This is a genomic window from Kitasatospora sp. NPDC003701, assembly GCF_053587085.1.
The window spans coordinates 1-20,984 of the sequence record NZ_JBSFNM010000008.1 but is presented as its reverse complement, the minus strand read 5'-3'; the positions used below and the strand labels follow the sequence as shown (position 1 = coordinate 20,984).

At 72.0% G+C, this 20,984-nt stretch carries 14 protein-coding genes and 1 pseudogene; 5 read left to right on the top strand and 10 right to left on the bottom strand.

Annotated elements, in window-relative coordinates; genetic code table 11:
• Window positions 1–40 precede the first annotated feature (40 nt).
• The 3 genes from ACWDRR_RS09995 to ACWDRR_RS09985 all read right to left on the bottom strand — a co-directional run bounded on the left by ACWDRR_RS09995 (window position 41) and on the right by ACWDRR_RS09985 (window position 3,359).
• A complete protein-coding gene (locus ACWDRR_RS09995) occupies window positions 41–1,015 on the bottom strand; it encodes an amino acid ABC transporter permease (protein ID WP_449771698.1) in 975 nt (324 codons plus the stop codon).
• 36 nt (window positions 1,016–1,051) lie between these two features.
• Window positions 1,052–1,978, bottom strand: coding sequence for an ABC transporter substrate-binding protein (locus ACWDRR_RS09990; protein WP_449771697.1), 927 nt, complete (start codon window positions 1,976–1,978; stop codon window positions 1,052–1,054).
• Between the two features lie 454 nt (window positions 1,979–2,432).
• Window positions 2,433–3,359 (bottom strand): ABC transporter substrate-binding protein, encoded by a 927-nt coding sequence (locus ACWDRR_RS09985; protein WP_449771696.1) that lies wholly within the window; start codon window positions 3,357–3,359, stop codon window positions 2,433–2,435.
• A 594-nt stretch (window positions 3,360–3,953) separates the two neighbouring features.
• Here ACWDRR_RS09985 and ACWDRR_RS09980 point away from each other — a divergent pair.
• Both ACWDRR_RS09980 and ACWDRR_RS09975 read left to right on the top strand, forming a co-directional pair.
• The gene (locus ACWDRR_RS09980) at window positions 3,954–5,150 is read left to right on the top strand and encodes an NAD(P)-dependent malic enzyme (protein WP_449771695.1); all 1,197 of its coding nucleotides are present in this window, start codon (window positions 3,954–3,956) and stop codon (window positions 5,148–5,150) included.
• Between the two features lie 86 nt (window positions 5,151–5,236).
• A complete protein-coding gene (locus tag ACWDRR_RS09975) occupies window positions 5,237–6,199 on the top strand; it encodes a zinc-binding dehydrogenase (protein ID WP_449771694.1) in 963 nt (320 codons plus the stop codon).
• 56 nt (window positions 6,200–6,255) lie between these two features.
• On the opposite strand, the gene ACWDRR_RS09970 is transcribed toward ACWDRR_RS09975, so the two are convergent.
• The 7 genes from ACWDRR_RS09970 to ACWDRR_RS09940 all read right to left on the bottom strand — a co-directional run bounded on the left by ACWDRR_RS09970 (window position 6,256) and on the right by ACWDRR_RS09940 (window position 16,971).
• Complete coding sequence (locus ACWDRR_RS09970; RefSeq protein ID WP_449771693.1) at window positions 6,256–7,296, bottom strand: helix-turn-helix transcriptional regulator; 1,041 nt, start codon at window positions 7,294–7,296, stop codon at window positions 6,256–6,258.
• A 1-nt stretch (window position 7,297) separates the two neighbouring features.
• The gene (locus ACWDRR_RS09965; protein WP_449771692.1) at window positions 7,298–8,212 is read right to left on the bottom strand and encodes a DUF4097 family beta strand repeat-containing protein; all 915 of its coding nucleotides are present in this window, start codon (window positions 8,210–8,212) and stop codon (window positions 7,298–7,300) included.
• 194 nt (window positions 8,213–8,406) lie between these two features.
• Window positions 8,407–8,586: a DUF6104 family protein gene (locus ACWDRR_RS09960; RefSeq protein ID WP_449771691.1), complete on the bottom strand. Its 180-nt coding sequence runs from the start codon at window positions 8,584–8,586 to the stop codon at window positions 8,407–8,409.
• A gap of 59 nt (window positions 8,587–8,645) precedes the next feature.
• Window positions 8,646–10,652, bottom strand: a complete 2,007-nt coding sequence (locus ACWDRR_RS09955; RefSeq protein WP_449771690.1) for a protein kinase domain-containing protein — start codon at window positions 10,650–10,652, stop codon at window positions 8,646–8,648.
• A gap of 259 nt (window positions 10,653–10,911) precedes the next feature.
• On the bottom strand, window positions 10,912–14,661 hold the full coding sequence (locus ACWDRR_RS09950; protein WP_449771689.1) for a multifunctional oxoglutarate decarboxylase/oxoglutarate dehydrogenase thiamine pyrophosphate-binding subunit/dihydrolipoyllysine-residue succinyltransferase subunit: 3,750 nt from the start codon (window positions 14,659–14,661) through the stop codon (window positions 10,912–10,914).
• A 348-nt stretch (window positions 14,662–15,009) separates the two neighbouring features.
• Window positions 15,010–16,140: a sensor histidine kinase gene (locus tag ACWDRR_RS09945; RefSeq protein ID WP_449771688.1), complete on the bottom strand. Its 1,131-nt coding sequence runs from the start codon at window positions 16,138–16,140 to the stop codon at window positions 15,010–15,012.
• Between the two features lie 93 nt (window positions 16,141–16,233).
• Complete coding sequence (locus tag ACWDRR_RS09940) at window positions 16,234–16,971, bottom strand: response regulator transcription factor (protein WP_209411241.1); 738 nt, start codon at window positions 16,969–16,971, stop codon at window positions 16,234–16,236.
• Between the two features lie 549 nt (window positions 16,972–17,520).
• Here ACWDRR_RS09940 and ACWDRR_RS09935 point away from each other — a divergent pair.
• From ACWDRR_RS09935 to ACWDRR_RS09925, 3 genes and pseudogenes are all read left to right on the top strand, one after another.
• Window positions 17,521–18,306 carry a rhomboid-like protein gene (locus ACWDRR_RS09935; protein WP_449771687.1) on the top strand — a complete coding sequence of 262 codons (786 nt, stop codon included), beginning with the start codon at window positions 17,521–17,523 and terminating at the stop codon, window positions 18,304–18,306.
• A 158-nt stretch (window positions 18,307–18,464) separates the two neighbouring features.
• Complete coding sequence (gene lon, locus ACWDRR_RS09930; protein ID WP_449771686.1) at window positions 18,465–20,858, top strand: endopeptidase La; 2,394 nt, start codon at window positions 18,465–18,467, stop codon at window positions 20,856–20,858.
• Window positions 20,859–20,885: 27 nt separating this feature from the next.
• A pseudogene (locus ACWDRR_RS09925) lies at window positions 20,886–20,984 on the top strand (hypothetical protein); the annotation flags it as partial.

The following is a 20,984-nucleotide window of genomic DNA, read 5'->3' as shown; positions in this document are numbered from 1 at the left end:
CCGCCGTTGCCGGCGTCCGCGGGGGTCTTGGTCAGATCGGTCATACGTGACCACCTCCCTCGAGCCCCGGGACCACGTCGGCGGTGGTCTTCGGGGTGGGCTTCCCGGCGAACAGCCTCCGCAGCCGCTGGATCGGCGTGGGCGGGAGCGTCCGGTTGGAGCCGCGGGCGTAGTGCCGCTCGATGTAGTACTGGCCGATGGTCAGCAGCGACGTGAAGAACAGGTACCAGAGGCTGACCACGATCAGCAGCGGGATGTTCTGGTAGTTCCGAGAGTAGATCACCTGGCCGGCCCGGAAGATCTCCTCCAGGGAGATCACGCTGACCAGCGAGGTGGTCTTGAGCATCGAGATGGTCTCGTTGCCGGTCGGCGGGATGATCACCCGCATGGCCTGCGGCAGCACGATCCGCCGCATGGTCTGGAAGCGGCTCATGCCGAGCGCGTGCGAGGCCTCGCTCTGGCCCTCGTCGACCGACTGGATGCCGCCGCGGACGATCTCCGCCATGTAGGCGGCCTCGTTCAGGCCCAGGCCGAGCAGGGCGGCGACGAAGGTCGGGATCAGGACGTTGGTGGACTCGGACCAGAACTCCGGTCCCCACGGCACGCCGATCGAGAGCTTGGCCCAGATCAGGCCGAGGAAGTTCCAGAACACCAGCTGCACCAGGACGGGCGTGCCGCGGAAGATCCAGATGTAGATCCACGCGGTGCCGGAGAGCAGCGGGTTGGGGGAGAGCCGCATCACCGCGAGGATGATGCCGCCGACCACGCCCATGATCATGGCGAGCGCGGTCAGCTCCAGCGTGACGAGCATGCCGTGCACGATGCTGTCGTGGAAGAGGTACTTCCCGACGATGTCCCACTTGAAGGCGGGATTGGTGAAGAGGGCGCTCAGCAGCATCGCCGCGAGCAGGGCGATGACGACGGCGCCCGCCCAGCGTCCGGGGTGGCGGACGGGGACGGCCTTGATGGTCTCAGGCCGTCCCTTCGTCGCCTTCCCCTTGTCCAGAGAGTTCACGGTGTGGCCTCGGGGGAGAGAGAGTCAGGCGGAGGGTCAGCTGACGGCGCCGTTGACGGTCGACTTGTCGATCGCCCCGGCCTCGACGCCCCACTTGGAGAGGATCTGCTTGTAGGTGCCGTCGTCGATCAGCGACTGGACGGCGCCCTGGACCGCGGGGGTGAGCGCGGAGCCCTTGGCCAGCGCGATGCCGTAGGGGGCGGCGTCGTAGGTGGCGCCGAGCTTCTCCAGCTGGCCGCCGGACTGCTTGATCGCGTAGTCGACGACCGGGGAGTCGGCCATCATGAGCTGGTCGCGACCGGAGACCACCGCGTTGGTGACGTCGGTCTGCAGGTCGAACTTGTCACCGTCGTTGACGATGCCCGGCTTGCCGGCCTTGGCGCAGGCGGGGTTGCGGGTGTCGGTGATCTCCTGCGCCTGCGTGGTGCCGGTCTGGACGGCGACCTTCTTGCCGCACAGGTCGTCGGCGTTGATCTTGTCCGGGTTGCCCTTCTTCACCGCGATGGCGCTGCCCGCGTTGAAGTAGGTGACCATGTCGACGGTCTGCTCGCGCTCCTTGTTGTCGGTGAGCGACGACATGCCGATCTGGAACTTGTTCGACTGGATGCCGGGGATGATCGCGGTGAAGCCGGAGTCCTGAACGTCGACCTTGAGGCCGAGCTTGGCCGCGACGGCCGTGATCAGGTCGACGTCCATGCCCTCGATCTTGCCGTTGTCGGCCTTGAACTCGTTGGGCGCGTACGAGGCGTCCGAGCCGACCGCGAGCTTGCCGGCGGACTTGACGTCGGCGGGGACGAGGGCGGCCAGCTTGTCGTCGGCCTTCACCTCGTTGACGGTCGCGCTGGCGTTGGGGGCGCCGGTGCTCTCGTCCTTGCTGCTGCTACAGGCGGTGAGGGCGAGGGAGACGGACGCGAGTACCGCGCCGGCGGCGAGGAGGCGGGTGCGCTGGGTACGGGCGGTCATGAGGGGGATCTCCTCCTGAGGGAGAGGTCGGGCGGAGCGCGCCGCGGGGAGCGGCACACCGGGGCAGCAGGCCGTACGGCGCTGTACGGGTGTATGTCGCTGTACGTCGTCGAACGGGCGGTGCCGGTCGTGCTGAGCCTGGGCAGGGTTCGCGCAGGGTGGTGCGTGGAGCGTCTTCCGCCACCCTCCGCCGAGGTGGACGTTGATCGAACCGCCTCGACCAGTGGCCGGCCCGATCGGAGATGGGGGGAATCCTGCCATCTGATGACGGTCGGATGGCCCTCATTCAGATCAAAATCGGATAACGGGGGGTCACACTGTCCGCTATTCGGACCAATAACGTGCCCCTGTCACCCTGCGTATAAGTATGCAGATCCCCCTGCGCTCCGCCCGGAGGCCCGCCCGTGGGCCCGCCGGATGGAGCCGCCGGGGTTGGGCCGCCCGCGCGGCCCGCTCAGATCCCGCCGTTGACCACCGCGTTCTGGGCCGCGCCCGCGGCGACGTTCCACTTGGCGAGGATCTTGTCGTACTCGCCGCTGCGGATCAGCTGGTCCACCGCCTTGGCCAGCACGTCGCGCAGTTCGGTGTCCTCCTTGCGCACCGCGATCCCGTACGGGTTGGACTTGGACTGCGCGCCGGTCACCTCGAAGCGGTTGCCGCCGTCGGTGGTCTTCGCCGCGTAGGCGGCCACCGGGAAGTCGTTCAGGCCGGCCGCCGCGGCGCCGGAGGCGACCTCGGCCAGCGCCTTGGCGTCGCTGTCGAACTTGTGCACGGTCAGCGGCTTGCCGCTGCGGCCGCAGGCCAGCACCTGGCGGCCGACGATCTCGTCCTGGGTGGTGTTCTGCTGCACCGCGACGATCCGGCCGCACAGGTCGTCCAGGGTGCGGACGCCCTTGGGGTTGCCCTTCTGCACCACGATCGAGGTGCCGGCGATGAAGTAGTCCACGAAGTCCACGCCCGGGGCGACCTGCTTGCCCGCGTCGTCGAGACCGTCGCGGCGCTGGCGGATGTCGCTCAGGCCGGACATCGCCACGTCGAACTGCTTGGCGTGCAGGTTCGGTATCAGCTTCTCGAACGGGGTGTCGACGGTCTCGATCCGCAGGCCGAGGATCTTGCCGACGGCGTTGGCGATGTCCGGGTCGATGCCGTCCGGCTTGCCGTCGGCGCCGCGGAAGTCCACCGGCGCGTAGTTGAGGTCCGAGCCGATCCGGAGCACTCCGGCACTGTGCTGGGCCTTGGGGATCCTGCCGCGGATCTCCTGGACCGGGTCCTTCGCGGCGGCCTGCTCGTCGCCCCCGCAGCCGGTCATCAGCAGGGCTCCCGCCGTGGTCAGGGAGAGGGCCGCGGCGGCCGGTCGGCGGGGGTGGGCACGGTGGTGCATGAGGGTGCTCCTGTGGGAGGTACGTGGTGTCGCCGCGCCGTCGCGGAGATGTACGCAAGACGGCGGAACAAGGGATCCTCCCATCCCGACCTGCCGGTCCCGGCGGCGGGTGTGTCAGAATTCGGTACCGGGTGACCCCCGAAGCTCGAACCGGACCACCGAGTCGCGACAGGCTCGGGGTGCGCAGGAACGGAAGTCCACGACGCCGACTCCGTATCCGGGGCACCGCCTCCCCGTCGTGTCCGGGTTCACTCCTGCGAGTGCGCGTGCCTGTTCGCCGTTGCCGCGACCGGAGCCCGGCGTCCCCGACGCCAGGCCCCGACTTTTGGCCGTGGTGCGGATGAAGAGCGCGCGACGAGGACGAAAAGGCATAGGTGCGATGCCGTCGTCCGACCTACGCTCGGCCCGGAAGAAGAAGCAGCACAGCGCAGGTTCAACAGTTACAAAAACCCTCATCCGAGGGCGCGGCCCCGACGGCGGCGCCCCGATCCAGCCCATCCCGGGTCCGCCTCGGCGTACCCGGTTTCACGTCTCCGGCCGGGTCGTCCGCCCGTCGGCCACGCGTTCTCGCTGATCAATGACGAAGAGGTCATCGTGGCAGCGGAGATCATCCACAGCAGCACCCAGGACACCGACGATCCGGTCGACGCCGTTTTCGCGCTCCACCGCGGCGGCAAGATGGAGGTCCGGGCGACCGTTCCGGTGCGCGACGCGGACGACCTGTCCCTCGCCTACACCCCCGGCGTCGCGCGCGTGTGCACGGCCATCGCCGAGCAGCCCGAGCTGGTGAACGACTACACCTGGAAGGCCAACACGGTCGCCGTCGTCACCGACGGCACCGCCGTGCTGGGCCTCGGCGACATCGGCCCGGAGGCCTCGCTGCCCGTCATGGAGGGCAAGGCCATCCTGTTCAAGCAGTTCGGCGGCGTGGACGCCGTCCCGATCGCGCTCGCCTGCACCGAGGTGGACGAGATCGTCGAGACCGTCGTCCGGCTGGCGCCCTCCTTCGGCGGCGTCAACCTGGAGGACATCTCCGCGCCCCGCTGCTTCGAGATCGAGCGCCGCCTCCAGGAGGCGCTGGACATCCCGATCTTCCACGACGACCAGCACGGCACCGCGATCGTCACCACCGCGGCGCTCTGGAACGCCGCCCGGGTGACCGGCCGGGAGATCGGCACGCTGCGTGCCGTCATCTCCGGCGCCGGCGCGGCCGGGATCGCCATCGCCAAGATGCTGGTGGCCGCCGGCATCGGCGACGTGGCGGTCTGCGACCGCCGGGGCGTGGTGTACGAGGGCCGCGGCGACCTGACGGACGTCAAGGCCGAGATCGCCGCGCAGACCAACCGGACCGGTCTCAAGGGCTCGCTGGCCGACGCGATGGCCGGCGCCGACGTCTTCATCGGCGTCTCCGGCGGCACCGTGCCGGAGGAGGTCGTGGCCACCATGGCCGAGGGCGCGTTCGTCTTCGCGATGGCCAACCCGACCCCGGAGATCCACCCCGAGGTCGCGCACAAGTACGCGGCGGTCGTCGCCACCGGGCGCAGCGACTTCCCGAACCAGATCAACAACGTGCTGGCCTTCCCCGGCATCTTCGCCGGCGCGCTGCAGGTCCGGGCCACCCGGATCACCGAGGGCATGAAGCTGGCCGCCGCCAAGGCGCTGGCCGGCGTGGTCGCCGACGAGCTGACGCCGCAGAAGGTGATCCCCTCGCCGTTCGACGAGCGGGTCGCCCCGGCCGTCACCAAGGCCGTCGCCGAGGCCGCCCGGGCCGAGGGCGTCGCCCGGCGCTGATCAGTACCGCCACGGCCGGGGCCCGGGACGCGCGTCACAGTCACGTGTGGTTCCGGGCCCCGGCCGTCGCGGCTATCGTCCGGACCATGTTTGCTGCCTACGCCGCACGAATCGACGCCGACGACCCGCTGAGCGGGCTGGAACTGGGCGAACTCCCCGAACCGCAGGCGCGCCCCGGGTGGAGCGTGGTCACGGTCAAGGCCGCCAGCCTCAACCACCACGACCTCTGGTCGCTGCGCGGGGTCGGTCTGCCCGCCGAGCGGCTGCCGATGATCCTCGGCTGTGACGCCGCCGGCATCGACGAGCACGGCAACGAGGTCGTCCTCCACTCGGTGATCGGCCAGAGCGGCCACGGGGTGGGCCCGGACGAGCCCCGCTCGATCCTCACCGAGCGCTACCAGGGCACCTTCGCCCAGCGGGTGGCGGTCCCCACCTGGAACCTGCTGCCCAAGCCGGCCGGGCTCAGCTTCGAGCAGGCCGCCTGCCTGCCCACCGCCTGGCTGACGGCCTACCGGATGCTGTTCACCAACGCCGGGGTGAAGCCCGGCGACACCGTGCTGGTGCAGGGTGCCGGCGGCGGCGTGGCGACCGCCCTGATCGTCCTCGGCAAGGCCGCCGGCCTGCGGGTCTGGGTGACCGGCCGGGACGAGGCCAAGCGGGCCCGGGCCCTCGAACTCGGCGCCGACGCCGCCTTCGAGAGCGGTGCCCGGCTGCCCGAGCGGGTGGACGCGGTGATGGAGACGGTCGGCGCCGCCACCTGGGCGCACTCGGTGAAGTCGCTGCGCCCGGGCGGCACCGTCGTCATCTCGGGGGCCACCTCCGGCCCCAACCCGAAGACCGCCGAGCTGAACCGGATCTTCTTCCTGGAGCTCAGGGTGGTCGGCTCGACCATGGGCACCAAGGAGGAGCTGGCCGGGCTGCTCTCGCTCTGCGCCACCACCGGGGTCCGGCCGGTGATCGACTCCGTCCTGCCGCTCTCCGAGGCCCGGGAGGGCTTCGCCCGGCTCGCCAAGGGCGACGTCTTCGGGAAGATCGTGCTCACCCCCTGAACGCCGCGGGCCGGCGCTCCCGAAGGAGCGCCGGCCCGCGGCGGTCCAGCGGGTGCTCAGCCGAGCAGTCGTCGCAGCCGCTCGCCGGCGGTGCCCAGCACCGTGCGGGCCTCGGCCAGCCGCTCGGCCGTCACCCCGCCGTCCCGGGCCGCGTCGCGGACCTGGTCCCGGAAGCGGTCGAGCAGCCGCTCCAGCTCCCGGGCCGGATCGCCGGCCGGGTCGGTCGCCGCCCACGGCGGCAGGTCGGCCGGGGCGTCGCCGGCCCGCTCGTCCTTGTCCAGGTCGATCCGGGTGACGGTGACTTTCTCGGCGGGTGCCTCGGCGTCCTGCGCCGAGTGGCCCCACCGGGCCGCGTCGGCCAGTCCGGCCAGGCCCTTGGTCAGTTCGGAGAGGCCCTCGGCCAGCCCGGTCGGCCAGTCGCCCCGGGCCGCGTGGTCGCGGACCTGCTGCTCGACCCGGCGCTTGATCCGCAGCGCCTCCTGCTGGGCCGCCGTCCGTGCCGCCCGGGACTGCTCGCGCAGCTTGCGGGCCTCCTCCTCGGCGGCCTTCGCCTTGGCCTTGGCCGCCTTCTCCTGGTCCTTGGCGCGCTTGGCCTGCTCCTTGGCCTGCTTCTTGAACTGGGCGAACTCCTCCTTGGCGCGCTGCCAGGCGTCCTTGTCCCCCCACGGGCCGGCCCAGGGGTCCCCGCCGTTCTCGGCGCCCTCCGGCCGGGGCGCCTGCTTCGCCGCGCCCCACAGCTCCTCGCGCAGGTTCTTGGCGCCGTCCCGGACGTCCTCGCGGATCGCCCCGGCGAGCTGGGCCACCGAGTCGCGGATCTCCAGCTCCAGCTCGTCCAGCTCGCCCTGGCGGCTCGCCAGCTCGCTGCGGCCGGCCTCGGTGAGCCGGTAGACCTTGCGGCCGCCCTCGGTGCTCTGCGTCACCAGGCCCTCCTGCTCCAGCTTGGCGAGCCGCGGGTAGACGGTGCCGGCCGAGGGCGCGTACAGGCCCTCGAAGCGCTCCTCCAGGAGGCGGATGACCTCGTAGCCGTGCCGCGGCGACTCGTCGAGCAGCTTCAGCAGGTACAGGCGGAGCCGGCCGTGACCGAAGACGGGGGTCATCTCAGGCCTCCTTGGTGAGGTCGGGGCCCTTGCCGAGGTCGGGGCCGGCCGGGAGTTCCTTGACGATCACCGGGCCGTCGTCCTCGGTGTCCGGGCGGCGGAGCACGGTGACCGCGCCGGAGACGGTGGTCACGACCAGGTTGCCCTGGCCGGAGCCGAGCTTGCCGGAGAGCTTCTTGGCCCCCCAGGAGCCGCCGACCTTGAGCTGCTCGAAGGTGCTGGTGACGTCCCCGCTGTTGGTGCCGGCCTCGACCTTGGTGTCGACGAGCGAGGGCAGCCGGATGCCGACCGAGCCGCTCACCGTGGTGACCTTGATCTCCGACGGGGTGGCCACGTCGAGGTCGAGGGTGACGTCCCCGTTGACCGAGTGGACCTGCACGTTGTCGGAGGTGCCGGCCAGCAGGGTGACCCGCCCGGAGGCGGTGTTGACCTTGAGGTCGCCGGAGACCGACTGGGCGTCGACGTCCCCGGAGACGGTGTTGGCGTCCGTCCGGCCGGCGAGCCCGACCAGGGTGGCGTCACCGCCGGCGCTGTGCACCGAGACCGGCGCGCTGATGCCGGAGACGGTGGCGTCGGCCGAGACGGTGCCCGCCCTGACCTTGGCGCCGGCCGGCACGGCCAGCGAGACCACGGCCCGGCGGGTGCGCCGCAGGCCGCCGAAGAACGACTTGATCGACTGCACCGACTTGACCGACTCGCCGAACTCGCTCCAGCTGAGGTCCTTGTAGGTGACCGTCAGCACCCCGTCGGCGAGCGTGACGTGCAGCGGCTCGCCCTCCAGCTCGGTGACCTCCAGCCGGGCCGGGCCCTCGGTGGCCACCACGTTCACGGCGCCTCCGACGATCCGGACGTGCAGGGTGTCGACCTCCCCGTCGATGGTGATCCTGTCGGGGCCCTCGACCGTCCACTGGCTCATGTCTGCCGCCTCCCGTTACGACTCGCGATGTATCGCGTCCTCTTCCAAAGACGATATATCGCGTGACGGCGAAGTCAAGGGATCCGGCCCGGAGCCCGACCCGGAGCGGACCCCGAGACGTCCCCTACGGGGAGGAGCACGCGTAGGGCCCGGGAGGCATCGCCTCCCGGGCCCTACGCTCACGGCCTACCGCGTCACTCGTCGTCCTCGTCGTCGAGCCGCGCCAGCCAGGTGGCCAGCCGCTCGACCGGGATCTCGAAGTCCGGGTTGAGGTCGACGAACTCGCGCAGGCGCTCGGCCAGCCACTCGTAGGTGACCTCCTCGTCGCCGCGCCGGTTCGCCAGCTCCTCGATGCCGCGGTCGGTGAAGTACACGGTTCGCTCCGGTCAGGTGGGGATTTCGACCCGGTCAGGATAGTCCGGGCGGTGCCGGGTCAGCTGGCCCGCCAGGTGCTCAGGGTGATCTTGACGGTTCCGGTGGTGACGTCGGCGACCTCGACCACGGCGATCCCGATGTTGCGGGTGATCCGGTCGCGGATGCAGAGCAGGCGCCCGGGCGAGACCCGGTTGAACGACAGGTCGGTGTCGGGCCGCGAGTCGATCGCGACGGCGCACTGGTCGGGCGTCACGCTCGACTCGGTGATCACCGCGAAGTCCGACTTGCTGTCACCGGCGGTGACGAAGGCGTTGGCCTTGCTGCTGCTGCCGGTGGCGGTCACGCCCAGACCCCACTTGAGGTCGTTGCCGCGCGGCACGACCGTCCCGCCGTCCAGGTCGATCCGGTAGGAGTCGTAGTAGGCCTCGGTGCCGGGGATGGTCAGGGCCTTCTTGTCGAGCAGCACCGCGTACCCGGCGGGCCGGGACGGCGCGACCACTCCGCCGGCCGACGCCGACGGGGCGGCGGTCACCTTGCCCGTGGTCGCGCCGGGCGAGCTGCTCCCCGGGCCGGCCGGGACGTCGGCCGCCGTGCTCGGGGCGGTCGGAACGGGCGTGGTCGGGGCGGGGGCCGGGCCCCCGGTCGAGGCGCTGCTGGCCTTGTCGTTCTTCTTGTCCAGCTGCTTGACCAGCACGATGCCGCCCGCGGTGCCGCCGAGGGCCATCACCAGGGCGACCACCAGCAGGGCCTTCCAGGAGACGCCCTTGCGCCGGGGCTCCGGCGCGGACGCCGGGGTGTCCGTCACCACCGGGCCGGGCGGCGGGGTGTCGTAGGACGGCGGCTCCTGGCGCAGCTGCACGGTCGGCGGCGAGGCGGGCACCGGCGCGGTCGGGGCCTCGTAGCCGGGCTGCGGGGGGCCGTACGCGCCGAGCGGCGGCGGGGTGAAGCCGGGTGGCGGGGTGACCGGCTGCGGCCGGGGGGTGCCGAAGTCGGGCACGCCGAAGGAGGGCGCGGTGGCCGGGTGGGTCGGCTGCGCGAAGGGCGGCGGCGGGATGGTGGGCGGGCTGCTCGGGGGCGGGGTCGGCGCCGTGGCCGGCGCGGCCGGCAGCGGGGTCGGCGGGGTCTTCGGCAGGTCCGAGCGGCGGGTGATCTCGGTGTTGACCTGCCGGGGCAGCCAGTCGTCGGAGAACCGCAGCTGCCCGCCGACCGACGGGTGGTTGCGGGCGATCTCGATGATCTCGGCGGGCTTCGGCCGGTCCTCGGGGGACTTCGCCAGGCAGCGCATGATCAGCTCGCGCAGGTCGGCCGGGACGGCGTCCAGGTCGGCCTGCTCGTGCACCACCCGGTAGAGCACGGCGGTGTCCGGGCCGTCGCCGAACGGCGCGGTGCCGCCGGCCACGTACGCGGCCAGCGCACCGAGCGCGAAGACGTCGGTGGCCGGGGTGACCGGGCGGCCCTGGGCCTGCTCCGGGGACATGAAGGCGGGCGAGCCGATCCGGTAGCCGGTCCCGGTCAGCGCGGTGGCGTCGGCGGCCCGGGCGATGCCGAAGTCGATCACGCGCGGGCCGTCGCCGGCCACCAGCACGTTGGCGGGCTTGAGGTCGCGGTGCACCACCTCGACGCTGTGGATGGCCTGCAGCGCCTCGGCGATGCCGCCCATCAGCAGCAGCACGGTGCGCACCGGCAGCGCGCCGTTCTCGCGGACCACCTGCTGCAGCGACGGGCCCGGCACGTACGCGGTGACCAGCCAGGGGGCGTCCGAGTCCAGGCCGCCCGAGTCGATCACCTGGGCCGTGTAGAGCCCGTGGATCCGCTGGGCGTTGCTGACCTCCTGGGCGAAGCGGCGGCGGAACTCGCCGTCCTCGGCGAACTCCGGGCGGACCACCTTGAGCGCCACCGGGCGGCCGCCCGGCGTGTACGACAGGTAGACCCGGCCCATGCCGCCGGCGCCGAGGCGGGCGAAGAGCCGGTAGCCGCCGACCTCGCGCGGGTCGTCCGGGTGCAGCGGCTGGAAGACCGGCGGGAGCGGCGCGGCCGTGGCATCCCGTGGTGTGTCGGCGGTCATGTGGTGGTCCCCCTGGGAGAGCGGTGAGGTCATCCGGCCGCCGGCGGGCGCGGTGAGGGGCGCCCGGGCGTCGGTCCGGCGAGGCATAACCTACCGACCCGTCAGCTGTGCTCGCAGGTCGGTGGCCGTTTGGTTGCAGAGCTGGGACCTTGGCACGGCGTCACCGCGCGGCCCCGGCCCGCCACGACGACGGCCCCGGCCCCCGCGCGGTGTGCGCGGGGGCCGGGGCCGTTCGAGCCCGACCGGAGTCGGAGCGGGCTCAGATGGTGAAGATCTCCTCCAGCAGCGCCTGCTGCTCGGCGGCGTGACGCTTGGCCGAGCCGACCGCGGGGGCCGAGGAGGCCGTGCGGGCGACGCGGCGCAGCCGCGAGCCGTTGGCGCTGCGGCCGATGACGACCTGCAGGTGGTCGACCAGGTTCATCGCGATGAACGGCCAGGCACCCTGGTTGGCCGGCTCCTCCTGCGCCCAGACGAACTGGACGTTGTCGCCGTAGCGGGCCAGCTCCTCCTGGAGCTCGGCCACCGGCAGCGGGTAGAGCCGCTCGACCCGGACGATCGCGGTGTCGGTGACCCCGCGCTCGGTGCGGGCCGCCTCGACGTCGTAGTAGAACTTGCCCGCCGTGATGACGACCTTGCGGACGTTCGCCGGGTCGACGGTGGTGTCACCGATGACCGGGCGGAACGAGCCGGACAGGAACTCCTCGGTGGCACTCGCCGCGGCCTTCAGGCGCAGCATCGACTTCGGGGTGAAGACGACGAGCGGCTTGTGGTGCGGGTTGTGCGCCTGCCAGCGCAGCAGGTGGAAGTAGTTCGACGGCAGGGTCGGCATGGCGACCGTCATGTTGTTCTGCGCGCACAGCTGGAGGAAGCGCTCCGGGCGGGCGGACGAGTGGTCCGGGCCCTGGCCCTCGTAGCCGTGCGGCAGCAGCAGGGTGACGCCGGAGTGCTGGCCCCACTTCTGCTCGGCGGAGGCGATGTACTCGTCCACCACGGTCTGCGCGCCGTTGACGAAGTCGCCGAACTGCGCCTCCCACATGACCAGCGAGTTCGGGCGGGTCAGCGAGTAGCCGTACTCGAAGCCCATGGCCGCGTACTCGGACAGCAGGCTGTCGTACACGGTGTAGCGGGCCTGGTCCTCGGTCAGGTACAGCAGCGGGGTGTAGTCCTCGCCGGAGACCCGGTCGATCAGCACCGCGTGGCGCTGGCCGAAGGTGCCGCGGCGGCTGTCCTGGCCGGCCAGCCGGACCGGGTGGCCCTCCATCAGCAGCGAGCCGATGGCGAGGGTCTCGCCCATCGCCCAGTCGATGGTGTTGTCCTCGACTGAGGAGGCGCGGCGCTGCAGCTGCGGCAGCAGACGCGGGTGGACGGTCAGCCAGTCCGGCAGGTTGACCTGCGAGGCGGCGATCCGCTTGACCATCTCCTCGGAGATGCCGGTCTGGATGTTGACCGGGAAGTCCGCCTGCGGCTTGCCGTTGGCGGCCGGGGCCGGCGTCTGGGCGGCGTCGCGGACCTCGGCGAAGACCTTCTCCAGCTGGCCCTGGAAGTCCTGGAGCGCCTGCTCCGCCTCTTCCATGGTGATGTCGCCGCGACCGATCAGGCCCTCGGTGTACAGCTTGCGCACCGAGCGCTTCTTGTCGATCAGGTCGTACATCAGCGGCTGGGTGAACGACGGGTTGTCGGCCTCGTTGTGACCGCGGCGGCGGTAGCAGATGAGGTCGATCACGACGTCCTTGTGGAACGCCTGGCGGAACTCGAAGGCGAGCCGCGCGACGCGGACCACGGCCTCCGGGTCGTCGCCGTTCACGTGGAAGATCGGCGCCTCGATCATGCGGGCCACGTCGGTGCAGTACATCGACGAGCGGCTGCTCGCGGGCGCGGCGGTGAAGCCGACCTGGTTGTTCACCACGACGTGCACGGTGCCGCCGGTGCGGTAGCCGCGCAGCTGCGACATGTTCAGGGTCTCCGCGACGACGCCCTGGCCGGCGAAGGCCGCGTCGCCGTGGATCTGGATCGGCAGCACCGGGAAGGTGGTGCCGCCCTGGTCCAGGATGTCCTGCTTGGCGCGGGCGATGCCCTCGACGACCGGGTCCACGGCCTCCAGGTGGGAGGGGTTCGCGGCGAGCGAGACCTTGATGGTCTCGCCGTCCAGGCCGGTGAAGGTGCCCTCGGAGCCGAGGTGGTACTTCACGTCGCCGGAGCCGTGCATCGACTTCGGGTCGAGGTTGCCCTCGAACTCGCCGAAGATCTTGCCGTACGGCTTGCCGACGATGTTGGCCAGCACGTTCAGGCGGCCGCGGTGGGCCATGCCGATGACGGCCTCGTCCAGGCGGTGCTCGGCCGCCGAGTCGATGGTCGCGTCCAGCAGCGGGATGAGCGACTCGCCGCCCTCCAGCGAGAAACGCTTCTGCCCGACGTACTTGGTCTGCAGGAAGGTCTCGAAGGCCTCGGCCGAGTTCAGCCGGCGCAGGATGCGCAGCTGCTCCTCGCGCTCCGGCTTGGTGTACGGCTTCTCCAGGCGGTCCTGCAGCCACTTGCGCTGCGTCGGGTCCTGGATGTGCATGTACTCGATGCCGACCGTGCGGCAGTAGGTGTTGCGCAGCAGGCCGAGGATGTCGCGCAGCTTCATCATCCGCTGGCCGCCGAAGCCGCCGACCGCGAACTCGCGCTCCAGGTCCCACAGGGTGAGGCCGTGCGTGGTGACGTCCAGGTCGGGGTGCTTGCGCTGCTTGTACTCCAGCGGGTCGGTGTCGGCCATGAGGTGGCCGCGGACCCGGTAGGAGTGGATCAGCTCGATGACGCGGGCGGTCTTGTTGACCTCGTCGTCGTGCGTGGTGGCCACGTCGGTGGCCCAGCGGACCGGCTCGTACGGGATCCGCAGCGACTCGAAGATCTCGTCGTAGAAGCCGTTCTCGCCCAGCAGCAGCCGGTGGATCTCGCGCAGGAACTCGCCGGACGCCGCGCCCTGGATGACGCGGTGGTCGTAGGTCGAGGTCAGCGTCATGATCTTGGAGACACCGAGGCGGGACAGGGTCTCCGGGGCGGAGCCCTGGAACTCGGCCGGGTACTCCATGGCGCCGACGCCGACGATGGTGCCCTGGTTCTGCATCAGGCGCGGCACGGAGTGCACGGTGCCGATGCCGCCGGGGTTGGTCAGCGAGACCGTGACGCCGGTGAAGTCGTCCATGGTCAGCTTGTTGGCGCGGGCCCGGCGGACGATGTCCTCGTAGGCCTGCCAGAAGCCGAAGAAGTCGAGGGTCTCGGCCTTCTTGATCGCCGCGACCACGAGCTGGCGGTCGCCGTTCGGCTTCACCAGGTCGATGGCCAGGCCCAGGTTCACGTGCTCGGGCTTGACCAGGTACGACTTGCCGTCCTTCACCTGGTAGCTGTGGTTCATGCCCGGCGAGGCCTTGATGGCCTGGACCAGGGCGTAGCCGATCAGGTGGGTGAAGGAGACCTTGCCACCGCGGGCGCGCTGCAGGTGGTTGTTGATGACGATGCGGTTGTCGATCAACAGCTTGGCCGGCACGGCGCGCACGGAGGTCGCCGTCGGCACCTCCAGCGAGGCGTCCATGTTGGTCGCCACGGCCTTCGACGGGCCGCGGAGCTGGACCAGCTCGGGGCCGGTCTCGGCGGGCGCGGCCGGCGCCGGAGCGGCGGCCTTCGGGGCCGGGGGCGCGGCAGGAGCTGCGGCGAGGGGCGCGGGTGCCGCGGCCGCAGGGGCCGGCGCGGGCGCGGCCGGTGCGGCGGGGGCGGGTGCGGCCGGAGCAGCAGCGGCGGGCGCGGGGGCGGCAACGGGGGTCGGCGTGGGGCCGACCTGGGTCGCGGCCTGGGTCACTGGGGTCACCTCGGTACCGGGCTTGTAGTCGGCGAAAAAGTCCCACCAGGCTCGGTCGACCGAGTTCGGGTCCTGGAGGTACTGCTGGTAGATCTCGTCGACGAGCCACTCATTGGGGCCGAAGCCAGTGGAGCTTGCCGAGCTGTTGGGGGTTTCTTGGGACTGTGGCGACACGGCGGCAACCGCCCTCTTCCGCTTCCTTTTGGGATGTTTGGACAGCGGGGATTAAGGCTACGCCCCTGACCAGTGATCGCGCAGTCCCCAGGGCTCAGGCGTCGCCCAGATCACAGTCCTGACCTGCAGGTTGGCTGAAAATGTGCGTTAGAAAGCCGCCTCGGAGGGGAAGCGATCACTTCCGATCAGCCACCATATGGGGATGAAACCGGACAAATCAGTGTCCGGGGTCTCCTGGATCGTCCGTCCACGTCTGTGTCGCTTCTGTGACATGCGGGCGAAGTCCGTTCGCCGCGGACCGGGTGCGGGTCCGGTCACCGGACCCGCACCCGGCGCCCCGGGCGGGCGCTACCGCGGGCCGGGCAGGCGGACCTCGATCCGGCAGCCGGGCGCGGCCTCGGCGACCTCGATCCGCCCGCCGTGCAGGTCCACCGCCCAGCGGGCGATGGCCAGCCCCAGGCCGGTGCCGCCGTCGGAGCCGGGCCCCTGCGCGGTGGCGGTGCCACTGCGGCTGAACCGCTCGAAGACCCGGGTGCGGTCGGCCGCCGGGATGCCCGGCCCCTCGTCCTCGACCTCCAGCAGCAGTGCGCCGGGCTCGCCGCCGGGCCGGGCCCGGACCGTCACGGTGCCGCCGGGCGGGGAGTGCTTGCAGGCGTTGTCGACCAGGTTGGCGACCACCTGGTGGAGCCGCTCCGGGTCCGCCACACCGGTCAGGCCGGCCGGGCTGACCTCCAGGGCCAGCCGGACGTCGCCGCGCCGGGAGAAGGCCCCGCCGGCCGTCGCGCCGTCCACGGTGACCCCGCGCAGCACGCCGTCCAGGAACTCGCGCACCTCGAAGGGGCGGGCGTCCAGGTCGACCACCCCGTCGTCGATCTTGGACAGGTCGAGCAGGTGGGTGACCAGCCGGCCGAGCCGCTCGGTCTGCACCAGTGCGGCGCCCAGGGTCGCCGGATTCGGCTGGACCACGCCGTCGACCACGTTCTCCAGCACGGCGCGCAGCGCGGCGATGGGCGTGCGCAGTTCGTGGGAGACGTTGGCGACCAGCTCGCGGCGGTGCCGGTCGGCGGCCTCCAGGTCGGCCGCCATCTGGTTGAAGGTGGCCGCCAGCTCGCCGATCTCGTCGCGGGAGCTCACCTCGACCCGGCGGCTGTAGTCGCCCGAGGCCATCGCGCGGGCGGCGGCGGTCATGTCGCGCAGCGGCGCGGTCAGCCCGTGCGCGAGGAACTGCATGAAGAGCAGTGAGGCGATCATGGAGAAGACCATGATGATCCGGATCTGCGTCTCGGAGCGGATCGCCACCACGACCATGCCGGTGGCGAGGAAGACCGAGACGATCACCAGGAGGGCGAGTTTGCCCTTGATCGAGCGGACCGGGTCGAGCGGCCGGATGTCGGCCCAGACCCGGTGGGCGGCGCGGGCGGCCAGTGTGGGCCGGCGGGCGCCGTCGGTGTCCCCGTTGCGTTGCTGTGGAAAGGTCATTGGTCCCCTGTGATCCCCGCGTGCTGTGATTCCCCGCGTGGGCACGGCGGTTCGGGACACGGGCCCCCCGGAGGCCCGTCGCCCGAGGCGCCGCTATGAGAGCGGAGCTTCCAGCGCGTAGCCGACCCCGTGGACGGTACGGATCCAGCTGGCGCCGATCTTCCGGCGCAGCGCCTTGACGTGGCTGTCCACGGTGCGGGTGCCGGACGCGTCCGTCCAGTCCCAGACCTCGGCCAGCAGTTGCTCGCGGGTGAGGACCGCGCGCGGCTGTGCGGCCAGGCAGGCGAGCAGGTCGAACTCGGTCGGCGTCAGGTGGACGTCGCCCGAGGCCAGCCGGACCCGGCGCTGCACGTGGTCGATCTCCAACTCGCCGAAGCGCAGCGAGCCCAGCGCCGGCGTGCGGGCCGCCTGCTGGGCGCGCTCGACGCGGCGCAGCAGGACGTTGACCCGGGCCGCCAGCTCCCGCATGGAGAACGGCTTGGTCATGTAGTCGTCGGCACCGACGCCGAGGCCGACCAGGAGGTCCGTCTCGTCGTCGCGCGCGGTCAGCATCAGGACCGGTACCGGGCGTTGGGCCTGGATCCGGCGGCACACCTCCAGGCCGTCGAAGCCGGGCAGCATGATGTCGAGCACGACCAGGTCGGGCTGCCAGGTGTGGAAGCCGTCGACCGCGCCCGGGCCGTCGTGGGCCACGGCGACCTTGAAGCCCTCCGCGCCCAGCCGGGCCGCGATCGACTCCGCGATCGTGGGCTCGTCCTCCACCACCAGCACTCTGCGCTGGCTGCTCACCGTGCCGCCGCTGTTCTGGTTGTCCTGCTGAATTTCTGTCACGGTCACGCCACCGCCCCCAGGGCTGCGGGCCGGCCACCTGTGGGGATGGCGAGGCTCCGCTCGTAGTCTTGTTCCGTCGTGGACTGTGCCGGGTCCGCCGTCCCGTAGCGCGTGCGGAGTCGGAGGACAGGTGTGGACTGCCCACCGCTTCCGCACACTTCGCAGCGTACGGACAACGAGTGCTTCCCGGCAGGTGGACCGGACGTTTCCGGCCCGTGGGCCGGCCCTCGGGCCGCCCGTCGGACCCACTCGGAAGTGGGCACGGGCCAGTACCTTACCCGGCGATTTTTCACTCCGTAACGGTACGTATGCACTCCAGTTGACACCAAGCCGCCGGTCAGAGCCGCTACTCGTGCGTAGACGGAGTGTTGGTCTGTACCAATTCCGGATCTTCGCGCCACTCGATGTTCACGGGGTATTCCCAGCTGGCTCCCAGGAGCCGGACGTACCGTGGTCACGACAAGTCGTAGCGGTGGGATTTCCGGCGTGCGCCGGTACGTTGAGCAGCGGACGGGGGGCCGGAGGCGGCGGGTCTGGAGCGGAGGCGGCATGGCGGAGCTGCGAGGGAGCGCTGCGCAGAGCGGGCCGCGCCCGGGGCCGCCGTACGGGATGCTGCGGTACGGCCTGCGGGTCGCGGTGGCCGAGTGGGTGCTGGCCCGGGTGCCGACGCCCCGGCGCAACCCCTTCGCGCTCGGCTACCTCGCCGTGGTCGTGGCCACCACCACCTTCGCCGAGCTGGCCGACCCGGGGCTGGTGCTCCGCCTCCAGGAGGCTTCCAGCTCGGACGGGCACAATCTGGTGCACCACCCGCTGCGCGCGCTGCTGTTCAGCGGCTTCTGGGTGGCCGGGACGATCTGGATGCCGTACCTCTGGGCCTTCGCCTTCACCGTCGCGCCGCTGGAGCGCCGGGTGGGCGCCGCGCGGGCGGCGGCGGTCTTCGCGATCGGCCACATCACGGCGACGGTGCTCTCCCAGTCGGTGGTGATCACCGCGGTGGCGACCGGCCGGCTGGAGTCCGGGGCGCTGGACTCCCTGGACATCGGTGTCAGCTACGGCGTGCTGGTCAGTCTCGGCGCACTGGCCGGGCTGCTGTCGCCGCGCGGGCGGCTGCTGGCGCTCGGCCTCGCCGCCGTGCTGCTCGCCGACCAGATCTCCGAGGACCGGGACCTGGTGACCGGGGTCGGCCACCCGGTGGCGCTGCTGACCGGGGTGGCGCTCTGGCGCTGGCTGCGGCGCGGGTCCGGCCGCCGGTGGCGCCGCCCGGAGCCGGGCCCGGCGGGCGCGCCGGGTGCGGCGCAGGCCTCCGGCGCGGCCGCGGTGCTGGATCGCGCCTAGCGCCTAGGGCCTGTCCGGTCGCACGGGGTTCCGGGGCGTTTTTGACAGGCCCGCCCGAGGCCTTCCCTGTTCGCTCATGGCGAACACGTCGGGGGGAACATTCGGTCGCCGCAAAACCTTAGTCAGGTCAACTCAACTTCGCTGACTGGGGAGAGATCATGGCATCGACGTCCACACCGCTCACCCTGCCCGTGCTGCCGCTCGACGACGAGGTCGTGCTCCCGGGCATGGTCGTCCCGTTGGACCTGAAGGACACCGAGGTGCGGGCCGCGGTCGAGGCCGCGCGGGCCGCGGCCACCGGTTCCGCGAAGCCCCAGGTGCTGCTGGTTCCACGGGTGGACGGCTCGTACGCGGCGGTCGGCACCCTCGCCACCGTCGAGCAGGTCGGCCGGCTGGCCGACGGGGAGCCGGCCGCACTGGTCCGTGCCGTGCGCCGGGTCCGGATCGGCGTCGGCACCACCGGGCCCGGCGCCGCGCTCTGGGTGGAGACCACACCGTTCCGGGAGTCCTCGCTCGACACCCCGGTGGCCGGCCGCGCCGCCGAGCTGGTCAAGGAGTACAAGGCGCTCTCCACCCAGTGGCTGCGCAAGCGCGGCGCCTGGCAGATCGTCGACCGGGTGGCCCAGATCGAGGGCGTCGGCGAGCTGGCCGACAACATCGGCTACGCCTCCTTCGCCACCGCCGAGCAGAAGCTCAAGGTGCTGCTGGAGGCCGACCAGGTGGCCCGCCTGGAGTACGCCCTGACGCTGCTGCGCGACCACCTCGCCGAGGAGGAGGTCAACGACACCATCCGCAAGGACGTCGAGGAGGGCGTGGCCAAGCAGCAGAAGGAGTTCCTGCTCCGCCGCCAGCTGGAGGCCGTCCGCAAGGAGCTGGCCGAGCTCAACGGCGACCCGGCCGACGAGGAGGGCGACTACCGCGCCCGGGTCGAGGCCGCCGACCTGCCCGAGAAGGTCCGCGAGGCCGCCCTCAAGGAGGTCGACAAGCTGGAGCGGGCGTCCGACCAGTCGCCCGAGGGCTCCTGGATCCGCACCTGGCTGGACACCGTCCTGGAGCTGCCCTGGAACGAGCGCACCGAGGACGCCTACGACATCGCGGGCGCCCGCGCCGTGCTGGACGCGGACCACGCCGGTCTCGCGGACGTCAAGGACCGCATCGTCGAGTACCTCGCCGTCCGCAAGCGCCGGGCCGACCAGGGGCTCGGGCAGGTCGCTGGCCGGCGGGGCGGCGCGGTGCTGGCGCTGGTCGGGCCGCCCGGGGTCGGCAAGACCTCGCTGGGCGAGTCGGTGGCCCGCGCCATGGGCCGCACGTTCGTCCGGGTGGCGCTCGGCGGCGTCCGGGACGAGGCGGAGATCCGCGGCCACCGCCGCACCTACGTCGGCGCGCTGCCCGGCCGTCTGGTCCGCGCGATCAAGGAGGCCGGCTCGATGAACCCGGTCGTCCTGCTCGACGAGATCGACAAGGTCGGCTCGGACTACCGGGGCGACCCGGCGGCCGCCCTGCTGGAGGTGCTGGACCCGGCGCAGAACCACACCTTCCGGGACCACTACCTGGAGGTCGAGCTGGACCTCTCGGACGTGGTCTTCCTCGCCACCGCCAACGTGCTGGAGGCCATCCCCGAGCCGCTGCTCGACCGGATGGAGCTGGTCCGGCTGGACGGCTACACCGAGGACGAGAAGGTCGTCATCGCCCGGGACCACCTGCTCCCGCGCCAGCTGGAGAGGGCCGGGCTGACGGGCGAGGAGGTCGCGGTCGAGGAGGAGGCGCTGCGCAGGCTGGCCGGCGAGTACACCCGCGAGGCCGGCGTCCGCAACCTCGAACGCTCGATCGCCCGGGTGCTGCGCAAGGTCGCCGCGCAGTCCGAGCTGGGCGAGCGCGAGCTGCCCGCCGCGATCGGCGCGGGGGACCTCCGCGCGCTGATCGGCCGGCCGCACCACGTCCCCGAGGCGGCCCAGGAGCCGGCCGAGCGGCGCACCGCCGTCCCCGGCGTGGCGACCGGTCTGGCGGTGACGGGCGCCGGCGGCGACGTCCTGTTCATCGAGGCCTCGCTGGCGGACGCCGAGACGGGCGGCACCGGGCTCACCCTCACCGGGCAGCTGGGCGACGTGATGAAGGAGTCCGCGCACATCGCGCTCTCCTACCTGCGCTCGCGCGGCGCCGAGCTGGAGCTGCCGGTCACCTCGCTGCGCGACCGGGGCGTGCACCTGCACGTCCCCGCCGGGGCCGTCCCCAAGGACGGGCCGAGCGCCGGCATCACCATGACCACCGCGCTGGCCTCGCTGCTCTCCGGCCGCCGGGTGCGGACCGACGTGGCGATGACGGGCGAGGTGTCGCTGACCGGGCGGGTGCTGCCGATCGGCGGGGTGAAGCAGAAGCTGCTTGCCGCCGACCGGGCCGGGGTCAGCACGGTGATCATCCCCAAGCGCAACGAGGCCGACCTGGACGACGTCCCGGCCGAGGTGCTGGAGCGGCTCACCGTCCACCCGGTCGCGGACGTGCGGGAGGTGCTGAAGCTGGCCCTGGAGCCGGCCGAGGTGCTGGTCGCCGCCTGAGGGCGGTGCGGGAGCGGGCGGCGGCCCGGTGGAGTCGACGCCATCGCGTTCACGGCCGGCGTCGGCGAGAATGCGGCTCCGGTGCGGGCCGCGGCCACGGCCGGGCTGGAGGAGCTGGGCATCGCG